The following is an 18802-nucleotide window of genomic DNA, read 5'->3' as shown; positions in this document are numbered from 1 at the left end:
ACCACGGGACACGAACGGCTGTAGCCAGGGCTGATCCCCGCGGCGCTCTAAAGCTTTACCTGGAAGACCCCGGCCGGGCGTTCGCGCCGGTAGCCCAGGCCTTCGTTCACGGCCAGCATCGCCGTGTTGTCGTCGGCGACGGTCGTGCTGATCTCCCGTACGCCGGGATGCAGTTCGCTCAGTCTCCCGAGCAGATGGCGTTTGACCGCGCGCCCCAGCCCGCGGCCCCGGTGGGCCGGGACGACCACCGTGTCGTACTGGAGCGCGCGGGTGTCCGCGGGGTCGCGCAGGACGACCTCCGTGTACGCGACGACGGCGTCGCCGTCCGTGGTGTCGAGCACCGCGGAGGTCAGGAGCACCCCGCCGCGGTCCTCGATCAGCCGGGCCGCGGCCCGGATTCTCTGCGCGTCCCAGCGTGGCGGCCGCTCGTCCATGTCGCCGGTCGGCGCGTCCCGCATCGCCTCGTGCGCCACGGCGAGCGCCTCGGCGGATTCGTCGGGGACGACGCCCGGCCAGTGGACGAAGCGGAGGCCGTCGGGCAGCGCGGGCTGCGGGATCTCGTCCATCGCCTGCCGGACGCGCTGCACGTACCAGCCGAGCTGAAGCACGTTCGAGAAGCCGAGACTGTCGACGAACGCCTGCCCCGCGCCGCCGAGTTCGAGCACCGTCGAGACCGAGGCCCGCCCCTCCGCCGCGAGTTCGCGACGTATCGCGGCCCAGAGCGCGGCGCCGACGCCGTGCCGCCGGAAGTCGGGATGCACCACCAGGGCGTCCAGGAAGGCCGTGTGCCGGTTCTCCTCGTCGGTATGGAGGAGCAGCGAGGCGACGCCCTGGTACGAGCCGTCCGGCGCCGTGGCCGCGAGATGAACGTTTCTCCCGTGGGCCGGCGGCACCCGCAGCTTCCCCACGGTCTCCGCCTTGCCGGGCTCGGGCACCGAGGCCGGCAGATCGAGCACATGCGCCGCGGTGATCACCGCGTGCCAGGCGGCTGTCTCGGCGTCCGAGGGCGGGCTTCCCAGAGTGATCAGCATGGACCGAACCTACGCGTACGAGGGTGGTGACGCCCCCGAGTTACGGGGACGTCCGGACGGCCGGACGGGACCGGGCCGGATGCTTGCGCCCCAGGCGCCACACGGGCTCCCGGGCGCCACGCAGACTCCCTGGAGCCACAGGCGCCCCCGTGGAGCACAAGCACCCCTTACAACCGAGGCGTGACGGGCAGCGCGGCCCGTACCGGCGGTGTGCCTCAGGCGGCCGCGTTCTCGGTGACCGTGACCCGTCCCTTCCGGATCGTGGCGAGCCGTGGGGCGCGGCGGGCGATCGAGCTGTCGTGCGTCACCATGATGAAGGTCAGGCCGTGCTCCTTCCAGAGGCCCTCCAGCAGCTCCATGATCTCGTCACGCATCGACTCGTCGAGGTTTCCCGTGGGTTCATCGGCGAGCAGCACCTTCGGCTGCTTCACCAGGGCGCGGGCGATGGCGACGCGCTGCTGCTGGCCGCCGGAGAGCTCACCCGGCACATGGCCGAGCCGCTCGCCGAGGCCGACCGAGTCCAGCGCCTCCGCCGCCCGTGCGCGCCGGGCGGCGCCCTTGAGGCCGAGCGGCACGAGCGCCGTCTCGACGTTCTCCTGGGCGGTCAGCGTGGGGATGAGGTTGAAGCTCTGGAAGACGAAGCCGATGCTCTCGGCCCTGACCTTGGTGAGCCGGGCCTCGGGCAGCTTCGCCAGGTCCACCCCGTCGAATTCGATACTGCCCTCGGTCGGCCGGTCGAGGCCGCCGAGCATCTGGAGAAGGGTGGACTTCCCGCCGCCGGTGGGGCCCTGGATGACGAGCCTGCCGCCGTCCTCGATGGTCAGATCGACCCCGGCGAGCGCGTTGACGGTCTTCTTGCCGCGCATATAGCGCTTGGTGACGCCGCTGAGCTGGTACATGGTTCAACTCCTGCTGTGCACAAGGATGGTGAGGTCGCGCGAGAGGGGCCGGCGGTCCTACTCGACACGGCGCAGCGCGTCCGCGGGGCGCAGCCGGGAGGCGCGCCAGCCGCCGAAGCCGCCCGCGATCAGGCCACCCGCGACGGCGAGCGCCACGGCGATGCCGATGGTGGTGAGGGAGACGGGCGCGGTGAGAGCGATGTCGAGCCCCTTGGACGCGGTCTGCCGCGCCGGCCCGCCGCCTCCCATGGCCCCGGCGAAACCGCCACCGCCGCCACCCCCGCCACCGCCGCCGCCCGTGGAGCCGAGCTGCGCCGTGAGGGTGGGGCTGATGGCCGTGACCAGATAGGCGCCGCCGAGGCCCAGCGCGATACCGAGTACGCCGCCGAGCAGTCCGTTCACCAGCGCCTCACCGACCACCTGACGGGTGACCCGGCCGCTCTTCCAGCCGAGCGCCTTGAGGGTGCCGAACTCCCGTACCCGGCGGCTGACCGCCGAGGAGGTGAGCAGGCCGGCCACCAGGAAGGCGGCGATCAGCACGGCGATGGACAGCCACTTGCCGACGTTCGCGGCGAGGTCGGACGCGGTGGACAGGGAGCCGGAGACGGTGTCCGCGAGATCCGCCGAGGTGGTGACCGTCGTGCCCGAGATGTTCTTCTGGATGGCGGACTTGACGCTGTCGATCCGCTGCGAGTCGGCGGCCTTGACGTAGACCGTGGTGACCTTGTCCTTGGAGTCGGCCAGGGTCTGGGCCCGCTTCAGCGGGATGTAGAGGTTGGCGGCGGAGTCCCCGCTGTCCGCGGTGGCGACCCCGACGATGCTGAACTTCGTCCCGGAGATGGTGACGGTCTTGCCGACCGCGAGGCTCTTCTCCTTGGCGTACGCGCTGTCCACGACCGCCACCGCCGCGTCGGTCTCGGTGCTCTCGAACGTACGGCCGTCGGTGATCTTGGAGGAGGTCAGCGGGCCGAGCGCGGGCGCGGTGACATCGGTGCCGTACACCGAGTAGGAGTTGACGTCGAACGCGGCTCCGCCGCCCCGGACTTCGCCTCCGCCACCGCCCGTACCACCGCCCTGGCCGGTCCGTGCGCCGCCCTCGGGCGGGGTGAACTCGCCGGGCTTGAACTCGCCGTTGACCTTCAGCACGTTCAGGCTGAGCCCGCCGACGGCGTCGGCGACCCCGCTCTGGTCGCCGACCTTCGTGACGGTCGAGGAGGCCAGGGTCTGGAAGCCCTGCACCAGCACCCGGTCACTGCTCTGTTCGGCGTCGCCGTCGCCCTTGGCGTCGAACTCGAAGCGGGGCCGGCGGGCCGTGTCGCCTTCGCCGGGCGGGGCAGCGGCCTTGGTGACGGTCATGTCCGTGCCGAGGCCGTACAACGATTGCAGGACCTTGTCCTGCGCTTGGCTCATACCGGCGGAGACCGAGCTGACGACGATCACCAGCGCGATGCCCAGGGCAAGCCCGGAGGCGACGACGAGCGCCGCCTTTCTGCGACGGCGCAGCTCGCGCCGGAGGTAGGTGAAGAACATGAGGTGAAGCTAGGCACCGCTCGTGATGAGGAGTTGAGGCTGCGGTGAGAGCCGCATGAGAACGCGAACGGCGGCGGCACCGTGAGGGTGCCGCCGCCGTTCGCGTACGCATCGGGCGGGCCGGGGCGGGAGAGAGCCGAATCGGCTCGGCTCAACCCGCTTCAGCGGCCGTTACCGCTCCCCGCACCCGTATCGACATCGGGTGGGGCGGGCCGGAGTCAGACGGCGGAGCCGGCCTGCCAGTCGGCCCAGTTCAGGTTCCAGCCGTTGAGACCGTTGTCGGGCTTGATGGTCTTGTCGGGGGAGTTCTTGACGATGACCACGTCACCGATGAGCGAGTTGTTGTAGAACCACGCCGCCGGCTGGTTGGGGTCGCCCGCGCCCTTCACGTCCTGCAGGCCGACACAGCCGTGGCTGGTGTTGGTGTTGCCGAAGGCGGAGCCGCCCCAGTAGCTGCCGTGGATGAAGGTGCCCGACGTGGACAGCCGCATGGCGTGCGGGACGTCCTTGATGTCGTACTCGCCCTTGCCGTCGTCGTCCGTGAAGCCGACCGTCGCACCGTTCATCCGGGTCTCCTTGAACTTCTCGGAGATCACCATCTGACCGTTGTACGTCGGGTTGTCGGGCGAACCGGCGGAGATCGGGATGGTCTTGATCGTCTTGCCGTCCTGCGCCACGGTCATGGTGTGGGCCTTGGTGTCCACCGTGCTGACCTGGTTGCGGCCGATCTTGAAGGTGACCGTCTTCTGCTGGACACCGAAGACGCCGCCGGCGCCCTCGACCCCGTCGAGGTTCAGCTTGAGGGTGACCGTAGAGCCGCCCTGCCAGTACTGCTCGGGACGGAAGTCGAGACGCTGCCCGCTGAACCAGTGGCCGACGACCTGCTGGCCGCTGCTCGACGTGACCGTGATGCCGTCCTGCACGGCCTTCTGGTTGGTTATCGCCTTGTCGAAGTTGATCGAGACCGGCATTCCGACGCCGACCGTGGAGCCGTCCTCGGGGGTGAAGTTCCCGATGAAGCTGTTGGTGGGCGAGACGGTGGTGAAGGAGCCGTTCTCATGGGCCTCGCGGCCCTTGGTGTCCTTCGCCGTCGCGGCGATCTTGTACGTGGTGGAGCGCTGGAGCTGACCGTCGGGCTGCCAGCTCTTGGCGTCGGCGGCCAGGGTTCCCTGGACGGCGGTGCCGTCCGCGGTGGTCATGGTGACGCTGGTGAGGCTGCCCTTGGTGACCGAGACCTTGGCGTCGTTGTTGATGCCCACATTCGTCGCGCCGTTCTTCGGCGCGATGGCTATCTGGGCCTCGGAGGTCTCCTTGGCGGCCGCTTCATCGACCTGGGCCTGCGACGACGGTTTCTTCGAGCTGTCGGCGCCACCGCCGTCGGTGGCCTGGCCCTCCGAACAAGCCGTGAGTACCAGTACGCCGCCGAGCAGTGCGGACGCGGCCACGAGGCCCCTGCGCCGCTTGCTGTCCGTCATCACACGCTTCTCCATCATCGCCGTTACCCTGCCGATAACCTTTAAGAACACCCGTACCGGTTCGTCCGGTTCCACATCAGCCGAAGATGTGGTGCATACCACTAGCCACTGCACGTGGGTAAGCCCCGGCCCGTCGGCTGCGGCGGTCCGGGGCTTACCAGAGTGTCACGCTCGCTCGCTATACCCGACCAGCGCGGACCCCACCACCGCTCTCACCGCTGCTCTCGCTGTCCTCGTCGCCGTCGTACGCCTCGTCCTCGTCGTCGTCATCGAGGTCCCACTCCATCGCGTCGGGGTCGTACTCGATCTGCTCACTGGTCCAGGACGCCTGCGCGAGCTCCACCCCCGGAACCTCTCTGACCAGGTCGAACGGTTCCACGAGATACGCGAGGGCCTCCGCCTCGTCTTCTCGCACCGTCGACTCGGCAAGCGCGCGCTCGTCGTCCGGCAGGGATTCGTCCGCGACGATGCGCGCGAGGGCAGCGCCGCCCAGTTTTCCGGGGTCGTCGATCTCCAGCACCAATTCCACCCGTAGCCGTACATACCGTGATGTCTCTGAAGTGGTCATACGACGGAGCGTAGGGCTCCGGACCCTCTCGACTTTCCTGCGACCCGCTGCTTTCACTAGCATCAGCCCACCCAGCCAATTCGGCGTCGTCACAAGGGGGATCGATTCCGTGTCCGTCGTACGCCGGCCACTGCTGACAGCCACCGCCGCCGGGACACTGCTCTGCGCACTGTGGTTCGTTCCGTCCGCGAACGCCACCGTCGAGCAGGGCGGTCCGGGGCAGCAGCCAGCGGCATCCGCTCAGAGCTTCACCACCGAGGGGCCGAACGGCGCACAGCCGGCCCTCGCCGAGACGGGCAGCGTGGACACCACGCCCTATCTGATCGGCGGAAGCACCTTCCTCGCGCTCGGCGCGGCATTCGTCGCGTACTCGGTCCGCAGAGGCGCGCACACGCTCTGACCAGCACACGCTCCGACCCTACGGAAGGGGCCGTCCGGCACGCCGGACGGCCCCTTCCGCACGTTCCCGCACGCCTCAGGCCAGCGGTCCCGTCACCGGCTCCACCGCCGCGACCAGACCGCCCGCGCGTACGAACGCGTCCGCCGCCGCCAGATCGGGGGCGAGGAAGCGGTCCGGGCCCGGGCCCTGGACGCCCGCGGCGCGCAGCGCGTCGATGGCGGCCCGCGAGGCGGGCGCGGGCGTCAGACCGGCCCGCAGCTCGATCGCGCGCGTCGCCGCGTACAGCTCCACCGCGATGATGCGGGTCAGGTTGTCGACGGCCGTCCTGAGCTTGCGCGCGGCCGACCAGCCCATGGAGACATGGTCCTCCTGCATCGCGGAGGACGGGATCGAGTCGACGGAGGCCGGCACGGCCAGCCGCTTCATCTCGCTGACCAGGGCGGCCTGGGTGTACTGGGCGATCATCAGGCCCGAGTCGACACCGGCGTCGTCGGCGAGGAAGGCCGGCAGCCCGTGCGACCGGTTCTTGTCGAGGAGCCGGTCCGTACGGCGCTCCGCGATGGAGCCGAGGTCGGCGGCGGCGATGGCCAGGAAGTCCAGGACGTACGCCACGGGGGCGCCGTGGAAGTTGCCGTTGGACTCCACGCGGCCGTCGGGCAGGACCACGGGGTTGTCGACGGCGGAGGCCAGCTCGCGGTCGGCGACGATCCTGGCGTACGCGAGCGTGTCCCGGCCCGCGCCGGCGACCTGCGGGGCGCAGCGCACGGAGTACGCGTCCTGGACGCGGGGAGCGGCGTCCTCCTGGTAGTGGCCGGTGAGACCGGACCCGGCGAGCACCCGCAGCATGTTGTCGGCGCTGGCGCCCTGACCGGGGTGCGGGCGGATGGCGTGCAGCTCGGGCGCGAGGACCTTGGCGGTGCCGAGCAGGGCCTCCAGGCTCAGCGCGGCGGTGATGTCGGCCGAGGTGTAGAGGCGGTGCAGGTCGGCGAGGGCCATGACCAGCATGCCGAGCATGCCGTCGGTGCCGTTGAGCAGCGCGAGGCCCTCCTTCTCCCGCAGCTCGACGGGGGCGATGCCGTGCGCGGCGAGAAGCTCACCGGCGGGCCGCACGACGCCGTCGGGGCCCTCGGCGTCGCCCTCGCCCATGAGGGTCAGCGCGCAGTGCGAGAGCGGCGCGAGGTCGCCCGAGCAGCCGAGGGAGCCGAACTCGTGCACGACCGGCGTGATCCCGGCGTTCAGCACGTCGGCCATGGTCTGCGCGACCTGCGGGCGTACGCCGGTGCGCCCGGAGGCGACGGTCTTGAGCCGCAGGAACATCAGCGCGCGGACGACGTCCCGCTCGACGTGCGGGCCCATACCGGCGGCGTGCGACCGCACGATGTTGCGCTGCAGCTGGGCCCGGAGGTCCTGGCCGATGTGCCGGGTCGCGAGTGCGCCGAACCCGGTGGAGACGCCGTACACGGGCTCGGGCTTGGCGGCCAGCGCCTCCACGATCTCCCGCGAGGCGGCGAGCGCGGCGACGGCCTCGGCGGAGAGCTCGACCCGGGCGCGGCGGCGGGCCACGGCGATGACGTCCTCGGCGGTCGTCCCGGACGTCCCCACCACGACAGTGTGCATATCCATATTCAGGAGCGTACGGATTGAATCTCTACCTGTCACTACCGGGTCGCCGTCCGGCGGGGGTGCGGGGTGTCTTGGGCGGGGCCGGTTGTCCGGGTGCGGGTTGTCGCCGGGTGCCGGGTAGGGGTGGTGTCCTGGACTGCATGATTTACGGCGCGTGCGGGCCGGATCCCGGGTGCGGGATTGTTGAGCGCCACAAATCACGCTCTACGTCCTGGACACCACCCCTACCCGTCCCCCTCCACCACCCGCACAGACCCCCCGGCCCCAGGCCCCCCGGCTCGTTCGGCGCGGGGCCACCGGCGGGAGGGGGTCGGGGGTGCAGGAGGTGCGTGACCGGACGTAAAGCGTGATTTGTGGCGCACGACGAGCCGCACCCGAGAACCGGTCCGCACGGCGCCGTAAATCATGCAGTCCGGACACGCACCTCCGGAACCCCCGGCACCCGCACCCCAACGAACGGCCCGCACCCGCACCCCCCGCCGGACGGCGACCCGCCACGCCCGCCGGTCACGTCGACGGAGGTGCGTCGCGGAAGCGTCGGCGGTCGCCCGTTCTGGGTGGCGGGGAGTCCGCCAGCCGTAGCACCGCGCCGTCCCGCCCCGCCACCACCGGCTCCCGTGAACGCGCCGCCTTCGCCCGGTACTGGGCCGCGTCCGCCAGCCGGAACAGCCGCCGCGCCGACCTGACCTCCCCGATCGGATCCCCCGTCGAGGCGATCCCGCACGCCACCCCCTCCCCCAGGTCCAGCTCCGCCGCCCGCGCGCACAGTTCGCCCGCCACCGCGATCACCTCGTCCGCCGTCGGCCCGAGCGTCAGCAGACAGAACTCGTCCCCGCCCAGCCGCGCCGCCAGTGCGCCGGGAAGCCGCGCGCCGCATACCGAGAGCACCGAGCCGAACCGTTCCAGCAGCCGGTCACCCACCGCGTGCCCATGCGTGTCGTTGACCCGCTTGAGGCCGTTCAGATCGCAGACGACGAGACTGACGACTGCCCCGTCCTCCCGATGCCGCCCCACCGCCTCGTCCAGCCGCATATCGACCGCGCGCCGGTTCGCGAGCCCGGTCAGCGGATCCGTGAAGGCGAGGCGGCGCACCTCTTCGAGCCGCTCGGTCTGGGCGATCCCGGACGCCACCACGGACGCGACGACGGTCGCGAAGTCCGCGTCGTCCGCGCCGAAGACCGGCGCCCCCCGGGGCCGGGCCACATACAGCTCGCCCCAGGCCCGCCCGTGCAGCACGATCGGGGCGACGACGCAGCAGCCGCGACCGCGCCGGCGCAGCGCGGCGACGCGCTGCTGGCAGTAGCCGGGATCCCCGGAGGCGGGGCCCGCCGCCGTCTCGACCCAGGCGTTGGGGCCGCCGCCCCCCGCCCACCGTTCATGCAGGAATTCCGCGATCTCGGGGAACTGGTGGACGGGGTACGCCTCGTCCTCGGGGAACTCGTCCTCCCCTTCGGCCCGCTCCCCCGCGTTCACGAGCACTTTGAGCCGTCCGACGTCCCGCTCCCACACCGACAGCGCCGCGAAGCTCCCCGCGAGCGCCTCGCACGCGCCCTGCGCCGCGGCCCGCCAGGAATCGCGTGGTGTGTGGGCCGACGCCATCGCCTGCGCCAGTGCCACCACGGATCGCAGTCGACCATCCACTCCCATTGCCCCAGCTTAGGGCGGATTGGGATGGTTTGATCACGATCATGCCGCGTTTACTCGCCGGGCCACTCCGGCCTCCGCTTCTCGTTGAAGGCGGCCACACCTTCGGCCCGGTCGCCGGAGAAAGCGACGGAGCGCCAGGCCGCGTCCTCGACCTCAAGACCGGCGCGCAGGTCGAGTCCGTGGCCGAGCCGCAGCGCGCGCTTGGCGGCCCGCAGGCCGACGGGCGAGTTCGCGGCGATCCGGTCCGCCAGGGCGAGGGCCTCGTCCCGGTCGGCGCCCTCGTCCACCAGCTGGTCGACGAGACCCAGCTCCCGCGCCTCGGCGGCCGGCACCCGCCGCGCGGTGAAGACCAGCTCGGCGGCGCGCGCGGCGCCGACCCGGCGCGGCAGCAGCTGCGTACCGCCGCCGCCGGGGATCACGCCGACCGACACCTCCGGCAGTCCGACGACCGCCGTGCTGTCGGCGACGATCAGATCGCAGGCGAGCGCGAGCTCGAAGCCGCCGCCCAGCGCGAAGCCGTGCACCGCGGCGATGGTCGGCATCGGCAGTTCCAGTACGCCGGTGTACGCGCCCCGCGCGGTCGGCCGCTGCCGTACCAGCTCGGCGTCGCTGAAGGAGTTCCGCTCCTTGAGGTCCGCGCCGACGCAGAAGGCCCGCGCGTGGGTGGAGGTCAGCACGGTGACCCGTACGCCCTGATCGGCGCCGAGCGCCGCGCACGCGGCCCCGAGGGACCGGGCCATTTCCGTGGACACGGCGTTCATGGCCTTGGGGCGGTCGAGGACCAGCTCCGCGACATGACCGTGCCGCCGTACGACGACGAACTCCCCGAACCGCTGCTCAGTCTCTTCGGCCTCGGCCATGACCGCACCCTCCCGGTTAACGATGGTTCACCGGGAGCCGATCCTAAGTCGTACGGCGGGCCAGAAGCCATGGCTCCACGACGCCCAGACCACGCACCGGCCGCTGCCACATCGGCTGGAGCCCGAAGCGGTACGAGGGCGGCGCCTCGCCCTCCTTCTCCGCCTTCGCGGCCGCCTCCGACGCCTGGGCCTCGGAGGCCGGGGCCTCGCCCGAACGGATCAGGTCCTCCGCGAACGCGCCGTCGACCAGGACCGTGTCCTTCGGGGCTATCGACGTGAGCCGGCTCGCGAGGTTCACCGTCGTACCGAACACGTCGCCCATCCGCGTGGTGACCGTGCCGAAGGCGATGCCGACGCGCAGCGCCGGCATCGACTCGTCATGGGTCATCGTCTCTATCAGACGCAGCGCTATCTCCGCGGCCGTACCGGCGTCGTCCGCCGCGAACAGGACTTCGTCACCGAGCGTCTTGATCAGCCGGCCGCCGTGTGCGGCGACCAGGTCGGCGCAGGTCGTCTCGAACGCCTCGACCAGCTCGCCGAGCTCCTCCTCCTCCAGCCGGCGGGTCAGCCGGGTGAACCCGACGAGGTCGGCGAAGCCGACGGCCAGCCGCCGGTCGACCATCTCCTCGTCGTCCGCGGCCTGCACGACACGGCCGGTCGCGGCGGCGAGCTGGCGCCGCCAGACGTAGACGATGAACTCCTCCAGCTCGGGCAGGAGCAGCTCCACCAGGGGGTACGTGACTTCGGTACGGGTCATTCCCGGCTCGGGCGGCTCGGTCAGCCCCTCCAGGAACGAGTCGATCTGCCACTCCGCCAACCGGGCCGTGGTCTGCCCGGTCGACCGGGCGACCTGCACGGCCATCGGCTCACTGAGCAGCCCGGCCTCCACCAGACCGGCCAGCCGCCGCAGCGCGAGGACGTCCGCCTCGGTGAGGGCCTTGGCCTGGCCGATGTCGGCGAAGCCCATGGCACGCCAGAAGCGGGAGGCGAGCTCCATCGAGACGCCGGCGGTACGGGCCGCCTGGAAGGGCGTGTAGCGGCGCTCCGCACCGAGGATCAGCTGTTCGAGGCGGATGGCGAGCGGGTCGTCGGTCGGCTCTACCGTGTGGTCGACGACGTGGTGCGGGGTCGGGTAACCGGAGGAGTCCGACGGCGGCTGCGCGTCCTCGCCGGAAGTCGAATCGTCGACGGTCACCAGCCGCCTCCTGCCCGTTCCCTGCGCACTGCCCTGCCGATCTGTCGTGGATCGCCTCAACGATACGGCAGATGTGCCCTGGCTCACGTCCCACCCACCAGCGTATGCGCGCTTCGCCATCCGGCGGGGGGTGGGGGTGTGGGGTTGTTCGTCGTGGTGCGGGTGCCGGGGGGTCTGTGGCGGGCGGCGAAGGGGGACGGGTAGGGGTGGTGTCCAGGACGTAAAGCGTGATTTGTGGCGCTCAACAAGCTGTCACATCACCACCGGCCCGCACGCGCCGTAAATCATGCAGTCCAGGACACCACCCCTACCCGGCACCCGGCGACAACCCGCACCCGGACAACCGGCCCCCGCCCAAGACAACCGCACCCGGCCAACCGCCGGACGGCGACCCGCACCCGGCGACAACCCGCACCCGAACACCGGCCCCCGCCCAAGACAACCCGCACCCGCACCCCCCGCCGGACGGCGTCAGGCGCCGCGTACGTGCACGATGTCCCCCGCGCCCACCGCATGCCTCTCGCCGTCCGGCGTCCTCAGCACCAGACGGCCGTCCCCGTCGATCGCCACCGCCTCGCCCACCAGCTCCCGGTCCCCCGGCAGCTCCGCCCGCACCACGCGCCCCAGCGTCGCGCAGCCCGCCGCGTACGCCTCCTGCAGCCCGGACGCCCCCGGGTCGCCCCCCGCCGCCCGCCACTCCCCGTACCACCGCTCCAGCGACCGCAGCACCGCCCGCAGCAGCGTGTCGCGGTCCAGGGACACCGCGTCCGCCAGCGCCAGTGAGCCCGCCGTCGGGACCGGCAGCTCCGGGGTCCGGAGGGAGACGTTCAGGCCGATGCCGACGACCACCGCGTCGTCCCCCGCGCGCTCCGCGAGGATCCCGCCCGCCTTGCGCTCCTCACCGTCCACGGTCACCAGCAGGTCGTTGGGCCATTTGAGGGACGTGTCCACGCCGGCCGCCCGCGCCAGCCCCGTCGCGACGGCCACCCCGGTCAGCAGCGGCAGCCAGCCGAGGCGGTGCACCGGCACGTCGGGCCCCGGCCGCAGCAGCACGGAGAAGAAGAGCCCCGAGCGCGCCGGCGCCGACCACCGCCGGTCCAGCCGTCCGCGCCCCGCCGTCTGCTCCTCGGCGACCAGCACCGCGCCCTCGGCCGCTCCCGCCGCGGCCCGGGCCGCCAGATCGGAATTGGTGGATCCGGTGGCGGTGACCACGTCGAGCGAGGTCCACAGACCGCCGGGACGGATCAGCCCATGGCGCAGCGCGCGCACGTTCAGCGGGGGGCGTTCGAGGTCGGACCAGCGGCTTGAAGGGTCATTCGGCTCCGTCATGCAAGCCACCCTAGGTGTGGCAAACACCGCACTGCCGAACGGTATCCGCGCCGATACCCTACGGATCAGTAGCAACCGCCTCTCGTGTCCCAGCCCGCACCTGAACCCGCATCCGTGACCCCGCAGGGAGCCGCATCCCGATGTCCGAGCCGGAAATCGCCCACGGAACCGCCCACGGCGCCGAAGCCAGCCACACCACCGCGGGCAAGATCGCGGATCTCCGGCGCCGTATCGAGGAAGCCACGCACGCGGGGTCCGCGCGCGCCGTGGAGAAGCAGCACGCGAAGGGCAAGCTGACCGCCAGGGAGCGGATCGACCTGCTGCTCGACGAGGGGTCCTTCGTCGAGCTGGACGAGTTCGCCCGGCACCGCTCCACCAATTTCGGCATCGAGAAGAACCGCCCGTACGGAGACGGGGTCGTCACCGGTTACGGCACGGTCGACGGCCGCCCGGTCTGCGTCTACTCCCAGGACTTCACGATCTTCGGCGGCTCGCTCGGCGAGGTCTACGGCGAGAAGATCGTCAAGGTCATGGACTTCGCGCTCAAGACGGGCTGCCCGATCGTCGGCATCAACGACGGCGGTGGCGCCCGTATCCAGGAGGGCGTGGCCGCCCTCGGTCTCTTCGCCGAGATCTTCCGCCGCAATGTGCACGCCTCGGGTGTCGTGCCGCAGATCAGCCTGATCGTCGGTCCGTGCGCGGGCGGCGCGGTCTACTCCCCGGCGATCACCGACTTCACGGTGATGGTCGACCAGACCTCGCACATGTTCATCACGGGCCCTGACGTCATCAAGACGGTGACCGGCGAGGACGTGGGCTTCGAGGAGCTGGGCGGCGCCCGTACCCACAACACCACCTCGGGCGTCGCGCATCACATGGCGGGTGACGAGAAGGACGCCATCGAGTACGTCAAGTCCCTGCTGTCGTACCTGCCGTCGAACAATCTCTCCGAGCCGCCCGCCTTCCCCGAGGAGGCCCTGCTGGAGCCGACGGACGAGGACCGCGAGCTGGACACCCTGATCCCGGACTCCGCGAACCAGCCGTACGACATGCACACGGCGATCGAGCATGTGCTGGACGACGGTGAATTCCTGGAGACGCAGGCGCTGTTCGCGCCGAACATCATCACCGGCTTCGGCCGGGTCGAGGGCTTTCCGGTCGGTATCGTCGCCAACCAGCCGATGCAGTTCGCGGGCTGTCTGGACATCAACGCCTCGGAGAAGGCCGCGCGTTTCGTCCGTACGTGCGACGCCTTCAATGTCCCGGTGCTGACGTTCGTGGACGTCCCGGGCTTCCTGCCGGGCGTCGACCAGGAGTACGGCGGCATCATCCGGCGCGGCGCGAAGCTGATCTACGCGTACGCCGAGGCCACGGTCCCGCTGATCACGGTGATCACCCGCAAGGCCTTCGGCGGCGCGTACGACGTCATGGGCTCCAAGCACCTGGGCGCCGACCTCAATGTGGCATGGCCGACCGCACAGATCGCGGTGATGGGCGCGCAGGGAGCGGTGAACATCCTGCACCGCCGTACGATCGCCGCCGCCGGAGACGAGGCGGCGCAGGAGGCGGCGCGTGCCGCGCTGATCCAGGAGTACGAGGACGCGCTGCTCAACCCGTATGTGGCGGCGGAGCGCGGCTACGTCGACGCGGTGATCATGCCGTCGGACACCCGGGGGCACATCGTGAAGGGCCTGCGCCAGCTGCGTACGAAGCGGGAGAGCCTGCCTCCCAAGAAGCACGGCAACATCCCCCTCTAGCCCGTAGTTTCCAGCTTCTAGGAAGGGACCTGGCGATGATCAAGGTCGTACGAGGAAACCCGACCCGGGAGGAACTGGCCGCCGCACTGGCGGTGGTCCAGGCCCGCGCCGCGGCGGTGGCCAACTCCCCGTCGGGCGCGGCCGAGCCTCCTCCCCCCGAGTGGTCGGCCCCCACCCGGATCGCCCGGCATCGAACCCCTCGCCCGGGGCCACGGGCGTGGGCGCGTACGTACTGGCCCGGATAACGACCTGGCACGCCGTCGCGGGCCCGCCGCCCATCGCGCACCAGGTCGTGCGGCCGGATACGCGCCCGCGGCGCCTGAGTACCGGTACTCAGGCGCCGCGGGCGCGTCGGCCGGAGGATCGGTTGCATGCTGTGGTCCGAGCCCGAGAACGAACCGCCCGAGGAACTGCGCGAGACGCAGTCGATGATGCGTCGCGCCGGCGTCCTGCTCGCCCTCGCGGTCTTTCTGGCGATGATCGTGCTCGGCCTGCGGTGAGAGGGACCACCCGGGGCCCCGCCTCCACCCCGCGACCTACGATGTCCCGCATGACTGATCAGCGCCGCCGGCTCGTCCTCGCCTCCGCCTCCCCCGCCCGTCTCGGACTGCTCCGGCAGGCCGGGCTCGCCCCCGAGGTGATCGTCAGCGGCGTCGACGAGGACGCGCTGTCCGCCCCGACCCCCGCCGAACTGGCGCGTGTTCTCGCCGAGGCCAAGGCCGTCGCGGTGGCCGGCCGGCCCGACGCGGCCGGCGCTCTGGTCGTCGGCTGCGACTCCGTCCTCGAACTCGACGGCGAGGCGTTCGGCAAGCCCGCCGACGCCGAGGAGGCCACCGCCCGCTGGAAGTCGATGAGCGGCCGCGCGGGCATTCTGCGGACCGGCCACTGCGTGATCGACACCGCGACCGGCCGCCGCGCCTCCGAGACCGCCTCGACCACGGTCACCTTCGGGAGCCCGACGGACGCCGAGATCGCCGCCTATGTCGCGTCCGGCGAACCCCTCCATGTCGCGGGCGCCTTCACCCTGGACGGCCGCTCCGCGCCCTTCGTCGAGTCGATCGACGGCAATCACGGCAATGTCATCGGCCTCTCGCTGCCCCTGCTGCGCCGGCTGCTCGCCGAGCACGGGGTCGCGATCACCGATCTGTGGGTCTGAACCTGCCCTGCGCGCAGGATGGTTGGGCTCAGGCGGCGGCCGGGCCGTTCGCGGGCGCCGGCTCCGTGTCCCGGCGCTGCGGCTCGCTTCCGTACGCCAGCAGCACCAGCACGATCAGCCCCACCACGACCATCATGAACGCGAAGGCCGACCAGCCCACCAGGCCCACCGTCACCGCGCCCAGCACCCCGTGCACGACCGCGCAGGCGATCAGCACGATCCTGCCGAAGCGGCCCGGCGCGCGGTCCTTGACGGCCGTACGCACCAGAATCCCCGCGCACAGCGCGAGGTAGACACCGAAGACGCCGCCCATCACCCATGTGCCGATCGACATGGCATCAGGGTCGAGCCCGGCCAGGGACATCCGCTGATTGTCCACGACCGTAGCCAGCACGCCGTTGACAAGGACGATGCCCAGCCCTTCCACCAGCAGCACGATCGCGGCCAACCAGGCCACCGGTCTGCGCGCCACGGCACCCACCCTCTTCCCCTGTTACCGGTAGTACAGACGACATCGCGCACGCTACTAATCGGTAAACCGGCGGACAAGAGCCCGGGCAGGGGCAAAGAATCATTGGGCCATTCGTAGGGACTCGACAAAGAAACACGATCGGCCGAGGGGCACTCGGACAGAGAGCTGGACCACATCCGACCGCTACTGTGCGACGGGGGATCCCGGCGTACCGTGGTGTCACAAGGGATTTCGCGACCTGAGCGAGCCTCGGATCACTCTCTGTGTGGGCAAGCTCACCACTCGGGACGGGTCGAGCGGGCGTGTCGGCAGTCCCTAAACTCAGCTTGTCTCAAGGAGGGAGCCATCGTGCGCAAGGTGCTCATCGCCAACCGTGGCGAAATCGCTGTCCGCGTTGCCCGTGCCTGCCGGGATGCCGGGATCGCGAGCGTAGCCGTCTACGCCGACCCGGACCGGGATGCCCTGCATGTCCGCGCGGCCGACGAGGCATTCGCTCTGGGCGGTGACACCCCGGCTGCCAGCTATCTGGACATGGCCAAGGTGCTTCAAGCCGCGAAGGATTCGGGTGCGGACGCCATCCATCCCGGATACGGCTTCCTCTCGGAGAACGCCGACTTCGCGCAGGCCGTCCTGGACGCGGACCTGACCTGGATCGGCCCGCCCCCGCAGGCCATCCGCGACCTGGGCGACAAGGTCGCCGCCCGCCATATCGCCCAGCGCGCCGGCGCCCCGCTCGTCGCCGGCACCCCCGACCCGGTCTCCGGCTCGGACGAGGTGGTGACGTTCGCTCAGGAGCACGGCCTCCCGATCGCCATCAAGGCCGCCTTCGGCGGTGGCGGCCGCGGCCTCAAGGTCGCCCGCACGATGGAGGAGATCCCCGAGCTCTACGACTCCGCCGTCCGCGAGGCGGTGGCCGCGTTCGGCCGCGGTGAGTGCTTCGTCGAGCGCTACCTCGACAGGCCCCGGCACGTGGAGACCCAGTGCCTGGCCGACTCGCACGGCAATGTCGTCGTCGTATCGACGCGTGACTGCTCGCTCCAGCGCCGCCACCAGAAGCTGGTCGAGGAGGCCCCCGCGCCGTTCCTCTCCGAGGCGCAGAACGCCGAGCTGTACGCGGCGTCGAAGGCGATCCTCAAGGAGGCCGGCTACGTCGGCGCCGGCACCGTCGAGTTCCTCGTCGGCACCGACGGCACGATCTCCTTCCTGGAGGTCAACACCCGCCTTCAGGTGGAACACCCGGTCACCGAAGAGGTCACCGGCCTCGACCTGGTCCGTGAGATGTTCCGGATCGCCGACGGCGAGCAGCTCGGCTACGACGACCCGGCCGTGCGCGGGCACTCCTTCGAGTTCCGTATCAACGGCGAGGACCCGGGCCGCGGCTTCCTGCCCGCCCCCGGTACGGTCACCACCTTCGCGCCGCCCAGCGGCCCCGGCGTCCGGCTGGACGCGGGCGTCGAGTCCGGCTCGGTCATCGGCCCGGCGTGGGACTCCCTGCTCGCCAAGCTGATCGTCACCGGCGCGACCCGCGAGCAGGCGCTGCAGCGCGCGGCCCGCGCGCTGGCGGAGTTCGACGTCGAGGGCATGGCCACCGCGATCCCCTTCCACCGCAAGGTGGTTGTCGACCCGGCGTTCACCAGCGACCCGTTCCAGATCCACACCCGCTGGATCGAGACCGAGTTCGTCAACGACATCCCGGCCTTCGCCGTCCCCACCGACGTGGACACGGACGACGAGCCGGGCCGCGAGACGGTGGTGGTCGAGGTCGGCGGCAAGCGCCTCGAGGTCTCCCTGCCGATCAGCCTGGGCATGTCGCTGGCCCGCACCGGCCTCGCCGCCGGTGCCAAGCCCAAGCGCCGCGCCGCCAAGAAGTCCGCCTCCGCGGCCTCCGGCGACACCCTCGCCTCCCCGATGCAGGGGACGATCGTCAAGGTCGCCGTCGAGGAGGGCCAGGAGGTCAAGGAAGGCGATCTGGTCGTCGTCCTGGAAGCCATGAAGATGGAACAGCCGCTGAACGCGCACCGCTCCGGCACCGTCAAGGGCCTGGCCGCCGCCGTCGGCGAGTCCGTCACCTCCGGCGCCACCATCTGCGAGATCAAGGACTGACACCCCTGCCGTCCGTACGTCGAGGCCCCGCCCGGTCTGATCCGGGCGGGGCCTCGGCTGTGCCGCGCGATGGCATCCTTGACGCCACGGGTGGCGACAGAAGGGACCGCGCCATGGCGAGGAGTACGGCACAGGCACTGCCGCGGCCCATGCGCGCCGACGCGCGCCGCAACTATGAGCGGCTGCTCACCGAGGCCCGCATCAGCTTCGCGGAGCACGGCACGGACGCCTCGCTGGAGGACGTGGCGCGGCGCGCGGGCGTGGGCATCGGCACGCTCTACCGGCACTTCCCCAACCGGCACGCGCTGATGAACGCGGTCTTCCAGGAGGCGCTCACGTCCCTGCTGGAACGGTCACGTGAGCTCGCGGGGGCGGACCGGCCCTGCGGCGCGCTGGTGGAGTGGCTGCGCGCCATCATCACCCATGCGGGTGAGTACCGCGGGCTCTCGCGGGCGCTCATGTCGGCCTCGCACGACGCGAGTTCGGCGCTGTCACAGTGCAGCGTGCCGATGCGTGAGGCGGGCGAGCGGCTGCTCGTACGCGCGCAGCGGGCGGGCAACGTACGGCCGGACGTCTCCATCGACGACCTGATGCAGCTCACGAACGCGATTGCCCTGGCCGCGGAACAGACCCCGGACGACCCCCAGTTGGCCGATCGCCTCCTGACGCTGACCCTGACGGGCCTCCGAGCCCCGTCGACCTGAGCTCCCCCGTCGGCCGAGCTCCCTCTTCGTCCTGAGCTCCCCCGCCGCCGCCC

At 71.3% G+C, this 18802-nt stretch carries 18 protein-coding genes; 7 read left to right on the top strand and 11 right to left on the bottom strand.

The genetic code is table 11. The features are described from left to right. Positions 1–47: 47 nt before the first annotated feature. The 5 genes from ACZ6MZ_RS21520 to ACZ6MZ_RS21500 all read right to left on the bottom strand — a co-directional run bounded on the left by ACZ6MZ_RS21520 (position 48) and on the right by ACZ6MZ_RS21500 (position 5503). Positions 48–1031, bottom strand: coding sequence for a GNAT family N-acetyltransferase (locus ACZ6MZ_RS21520; protein WP_469353607.1), 984 nt, complete (start codon positions 1029–1031; stop codon positions 48–50). 215 nt (positions 1032–1246) lie between these two features. Further along, entirely contained in the window at positions 1247–1930 is a 684-nt protein-coding gene (locus ACZ6MZ_RS21515) for an ABC transporter ATP-binding protein (protein WP_384180892.1), read from the bottom strand. A 57-nt stretch (positions 1931–1987) separates the two neighbouring features. Further along, entirely contained in the window at positions 1988–3460 is a 1473-nt protein-coding gene (locus tag ACZ6MZ_RS21510; protein ID WP_389678659.1) for an ABC transporter permease, read from the bottom strand. Between the two features lie 218 nt (positions 3461–3678). After that, positions 3679–4950 carry a L,D-transpeptidase gene (locus tag ACZ6MZ_RS21505; RefSeq protein WP_469353748.1) on the bottom strand — a complete coding sequence of 424 codons (1272 nt, stop codon included), beginning with the start codon at positions 4948–4950 and terminating at the stop codon, positions 3679–3681. A gap of 163 nt (positions 4951–5113) precedes the next feature. After that, entirely contained in the window at positions 5114–5503 is a 390-nt protein-coding gene (locus tag ACZ6MZ_RS21500; protein WP_469353606.1) for a hypothetical protein, read from the bottom strand. Between the two features lie 109 nt (positions 5504–5612). On the opposite strand from ACZ6MZ_RS21500, the gene ACZ6MZ_RS21495 reads away from it, so the two are divergent. Further along, a complete protein-coding gene (locus ACZ6MZ_RS21495; protein ID WP_389793033.1) occupies positions 5613–5903 on the top strand; it encodes a hypothetical protein in 291 nt (96 codons plus the stop codon). Between the two features lie 75 nt (positions 5904–5978). Here ACZ6MZ_RS21495 and hutH read toward each other — a convergent pair whose 3' ends face one another. From hutH to ACZ6MZ_RS21470, 5 genes are all read right to left on the bottom strand, one after another. Beyond that, a complete protein-coding gene (gene hutH, locus ACZ6MZ_RS21490; RefSeq protein WP_469353604.1) occupies positions 5979–7526 on the bottom strand; it encodes a histidine ammonia-lyase in 1548 nt (515 codons plus the stop codon). A gap of 507 nt (positions 7527–8033) precedes the next feature. Beyond that, positions 8034–9173 (bottom strand): GGDEF domain-containing protein, encoded by a 1140-nt coding sequence (locus ACZ6MZ_RS21485; protein ID WP_389793031.1) that lies wholly within the window; start codon positions 9171–9173, stop codon positions 8034–8036. Positions 9174–9223: 50 nt separating this feature from the next. After that, positions 9224–10033, bottom strand: a complete 810-nt coding sequence (locus ACZ6MZ_RS21480; protein WP_469353602.1) for an enoyl-CoA hydratase/isomerase family protein — start codon at positions 10031–10033, stop codon at positions 9224–9226. A 43-nt stretch (positions 10034–10076) separates the two neighbouring features. Further along, positions 10077–11228, bottom strand: coding sequence for an adenylate/guanylate cyclase domain-containing protein (locus ACZ6MZ_RS21475; RefSeq protein ID WP_389793027.1), 1152 nt, complete (start codon positions 11226–11228; stop codon positions 10077–10079). Positions 11229–11699: 471 nt separating this feature from the next. Further along, positions 11700–12557, bottom strand: a complete 858-nt coding sequence (locus tag ACZ6MZ_RS21470; protein WP_469353600.1) for a biotin--[acetyl-CoA-carboxylase] ligase — start codon at positions 12555–12557, stop codon at positions 11700–11702. Between the two features lie 140 nt (positions 12558–12697). Between ACZ6MZ_RS21470 and ACZ6MZ_RS21465 the strand changes: the two genes are divergently transcribed. From ACZ6MZ_RS21465 to ACZ6MZ_RS21450, 4 genes are all read left to right on the top strand, one after another. Next, positions 12698–14314 (top strand): acyl-CoA carboxylase subunit beta, encoded by a 1617-nt coding sequence (locus ACZ6MZ_RS21465; RefSeq protein WP_389793024.1) that lies wholly within the window; start codon positions 12698–12700, stop codon positions 14312–14314. 35 nt (positions 14315–14349) lie between these two features. After that, a complete protein-coding gene (locus ACZ6MZ_RS21460) occupies positions 14350–14559 on the top strand; it encodes an acyl-CoA carboxylase epsilon subunit (RefSeq protein WP_389793022.1) in 210 nt (69 codons plus the stop codon). A 126-nt stretch (positions 14560–14685) separates the two neighbouring features. Further along, the gene (gene mmpB / locus ACZ6MZ_RS21455; RefSeq protein WP_384182191.1) at positions 14686–14814 is read left to right on the top strand and encodes a morphogenic membrane protein MmpB; all 129 of its coding nucleotides are present in this window, start codon (positions 14686–14688) and stop codon (positions 14812–14814) included. A gap of 41 nt (positions 14815–14855) precedes the next feature. Then, complete coding sequence (locus tag ACZ6MZ_RS21450) at positions 14856–15470, top strand: Maf family protein (protein ID WP_384337677.1); 615 nt, start codon at positions 14856–14858, stop codon at positions 15468–15470. A 28-nt stretch (positions 15471–15498) separates the two neighbouring features. On the opposite strand, the gene ACZ6MZ_RS21445 is transcribed toward ACZ6MZ_RS21450, so the two are convergent. Beyond that, a complete protein-coding gene (locus tag ACZ6MZ_RS21445) occupies positions 15499–15942 on the bottom strand; it encodes a hypothetical protein (RefSeq protein WP_384182197.1) in 444 nt (147 codons plus the stop codon). A gap of 348 nt (positions 15943–16290) precedes the next feature. Here ACZ6MZ_RS21445 and ACZ6MZ_RS21440 point away from each other — a divergent pair, with 348 nt between their 5' ends. Further along, positions 16291–18045, top strand: coding sequence for an acetyl/propionyl/methylcrotonyl-CoA carboxylase subunit alpha (locus tag ACZ6MZ_RS21440; RefSeq protein WP_469353596.1), 1755 nt, complete (start codon positions 16291–16293; stop codon positions 18043–18045). 113 nt (positions 18046–18158) lie between these two features. Then, positions 18159–18749: a TetR/AcrR family transcriptional regulator gene (locus tag ACZ6MZ_RS21435; RefSeq protein ID WP_469353595.1), complete on the top strand. Its 591-nt coding sequence runs from the start codon at positions 18159–18161 to the stop codon at positions 18747–18749. Positions 18750–18802: the final 53 nt, after the last annotated feature.

It is taken from the genome of Streptomyces sp. NPDC042201 (assembly GCF_055582185.1).
The sequence above is the reverse complement of the archived record's forward strand: the minus strand, read 5'-3'. Positions and strand labels throughout refer to the sequence as shown.

What these genes read in the sequence shown, in the direction of transcription:
- ACZ6MZ_RS21515 (WP_384180892.1), bottom strand. Translation starts at nt 1,930, where the DNA reads ATGTACCAGCTCAGCGGCGTCACCAAGCGCTATATGCGCGGCAAGAAG.
- ACZ6MZ_RS21465 (WP_389793024.1), top strand. Translation starts at nt 12,698, where the DNA reads ATGTCCGAGCCGGAAATCGCCCACGGAACCGCCCACGGCGCCGAAGCC.
- hutH (WP_469353604.1), bottom strand. Translation starts at nt 7,526, where the DNA reads ATGGATATGCACACTGTCGTGGTGGGGACGTCCGGGACGACCGCCGAG.
- ACZ6MZ_RS21480 (WP_469353602.1), bottom strand. Translation starts at nt 10,033, where the DNA reads ATGGCCGAGGCCGAAGAGACTGAGCAGCGGTTCGGGGAGTTCGTCGTC.
- ACZ6MZ_RS21485 (WP_389793031.1), bottom strand. Translation starts at nt 9,173, where the DNA reads ATGGGAGTGGATGGTCGACTGCGATCCGTGGTGGCACTGGCGCAGGCG.
- mmpB (WP_384182191.1), top strand. Translation starts at nt 14,686, where the DNA reads ATGCTGTGGTCCGAGCCCGAGAACGAACCGCCCGAGGAACTGCGCGAG.
- ACZ6MZ_RS21450 (WP_384337677.1), top strand. Translation starts at nt 14,856, where the DNA reads ATGTCCCGCATGACTGATCAGCGCCGCCGGCTCGTCCTCGCCTCCGCC.
- ACZ6MZ_RS21460 (WP_389793022.1), top strand. Translation starts at nt 14,350, where the DNA reads ATGATCAAGGTCGTACGAGGAAACCCGACCCGGGAGGAACTGGCCGCC.
- ACZ6MZ_RS21435 (WP_469353595.1), top strand. Translation starts at nt 18,159, where the DNA reads ATGGCGAGGAGTACGGCACAGGCACTGCCGCGGCCCATGCGCGCCGAC.
- ACZ6MZ_RS21520 (WP_469353607.1), bottom strand. Translation starts at nt 1,031, where the DNA reads ATGCTGATCACTCTGGGAAGCCCGCCCTCGGACGCCGAGACAGCCGCC.
- ACZ6MZ_RS21505 (WP_469353748.1), bottom strand. Translation starts at nt 4,950, where the DNA reads ATGGAGAAGCGTGTGATGACGGACAGCAAGCGGCGCAGGGGCCTCGTG.
- ACZ6MZ_RS21470 (WP_469353600.1), bottom strand. Translation starts at nt 12,557, where the DNA reads ATGACGGAGCCGAATGACCCTTCAAGCCGCTGGTCCGACCTCGAACGC.
- ACZ6MZ_RS21510 (WP_389678659.1), bottom strand. Translation starts at nt 3,460, where the DNA reads ATGTTCTTCACCTACCTCCGGCGCGAGCTGCGCCGTCGCAGAAAGGCG.
- ACZ6MZ_RS21500 (WP_469353606.1), bottom strand. Translation starts at nt 5,503, where the DNA reads ATGACCACTTCAGAGACATCACGGTATGTACGGCTACGGGTGGAATTG.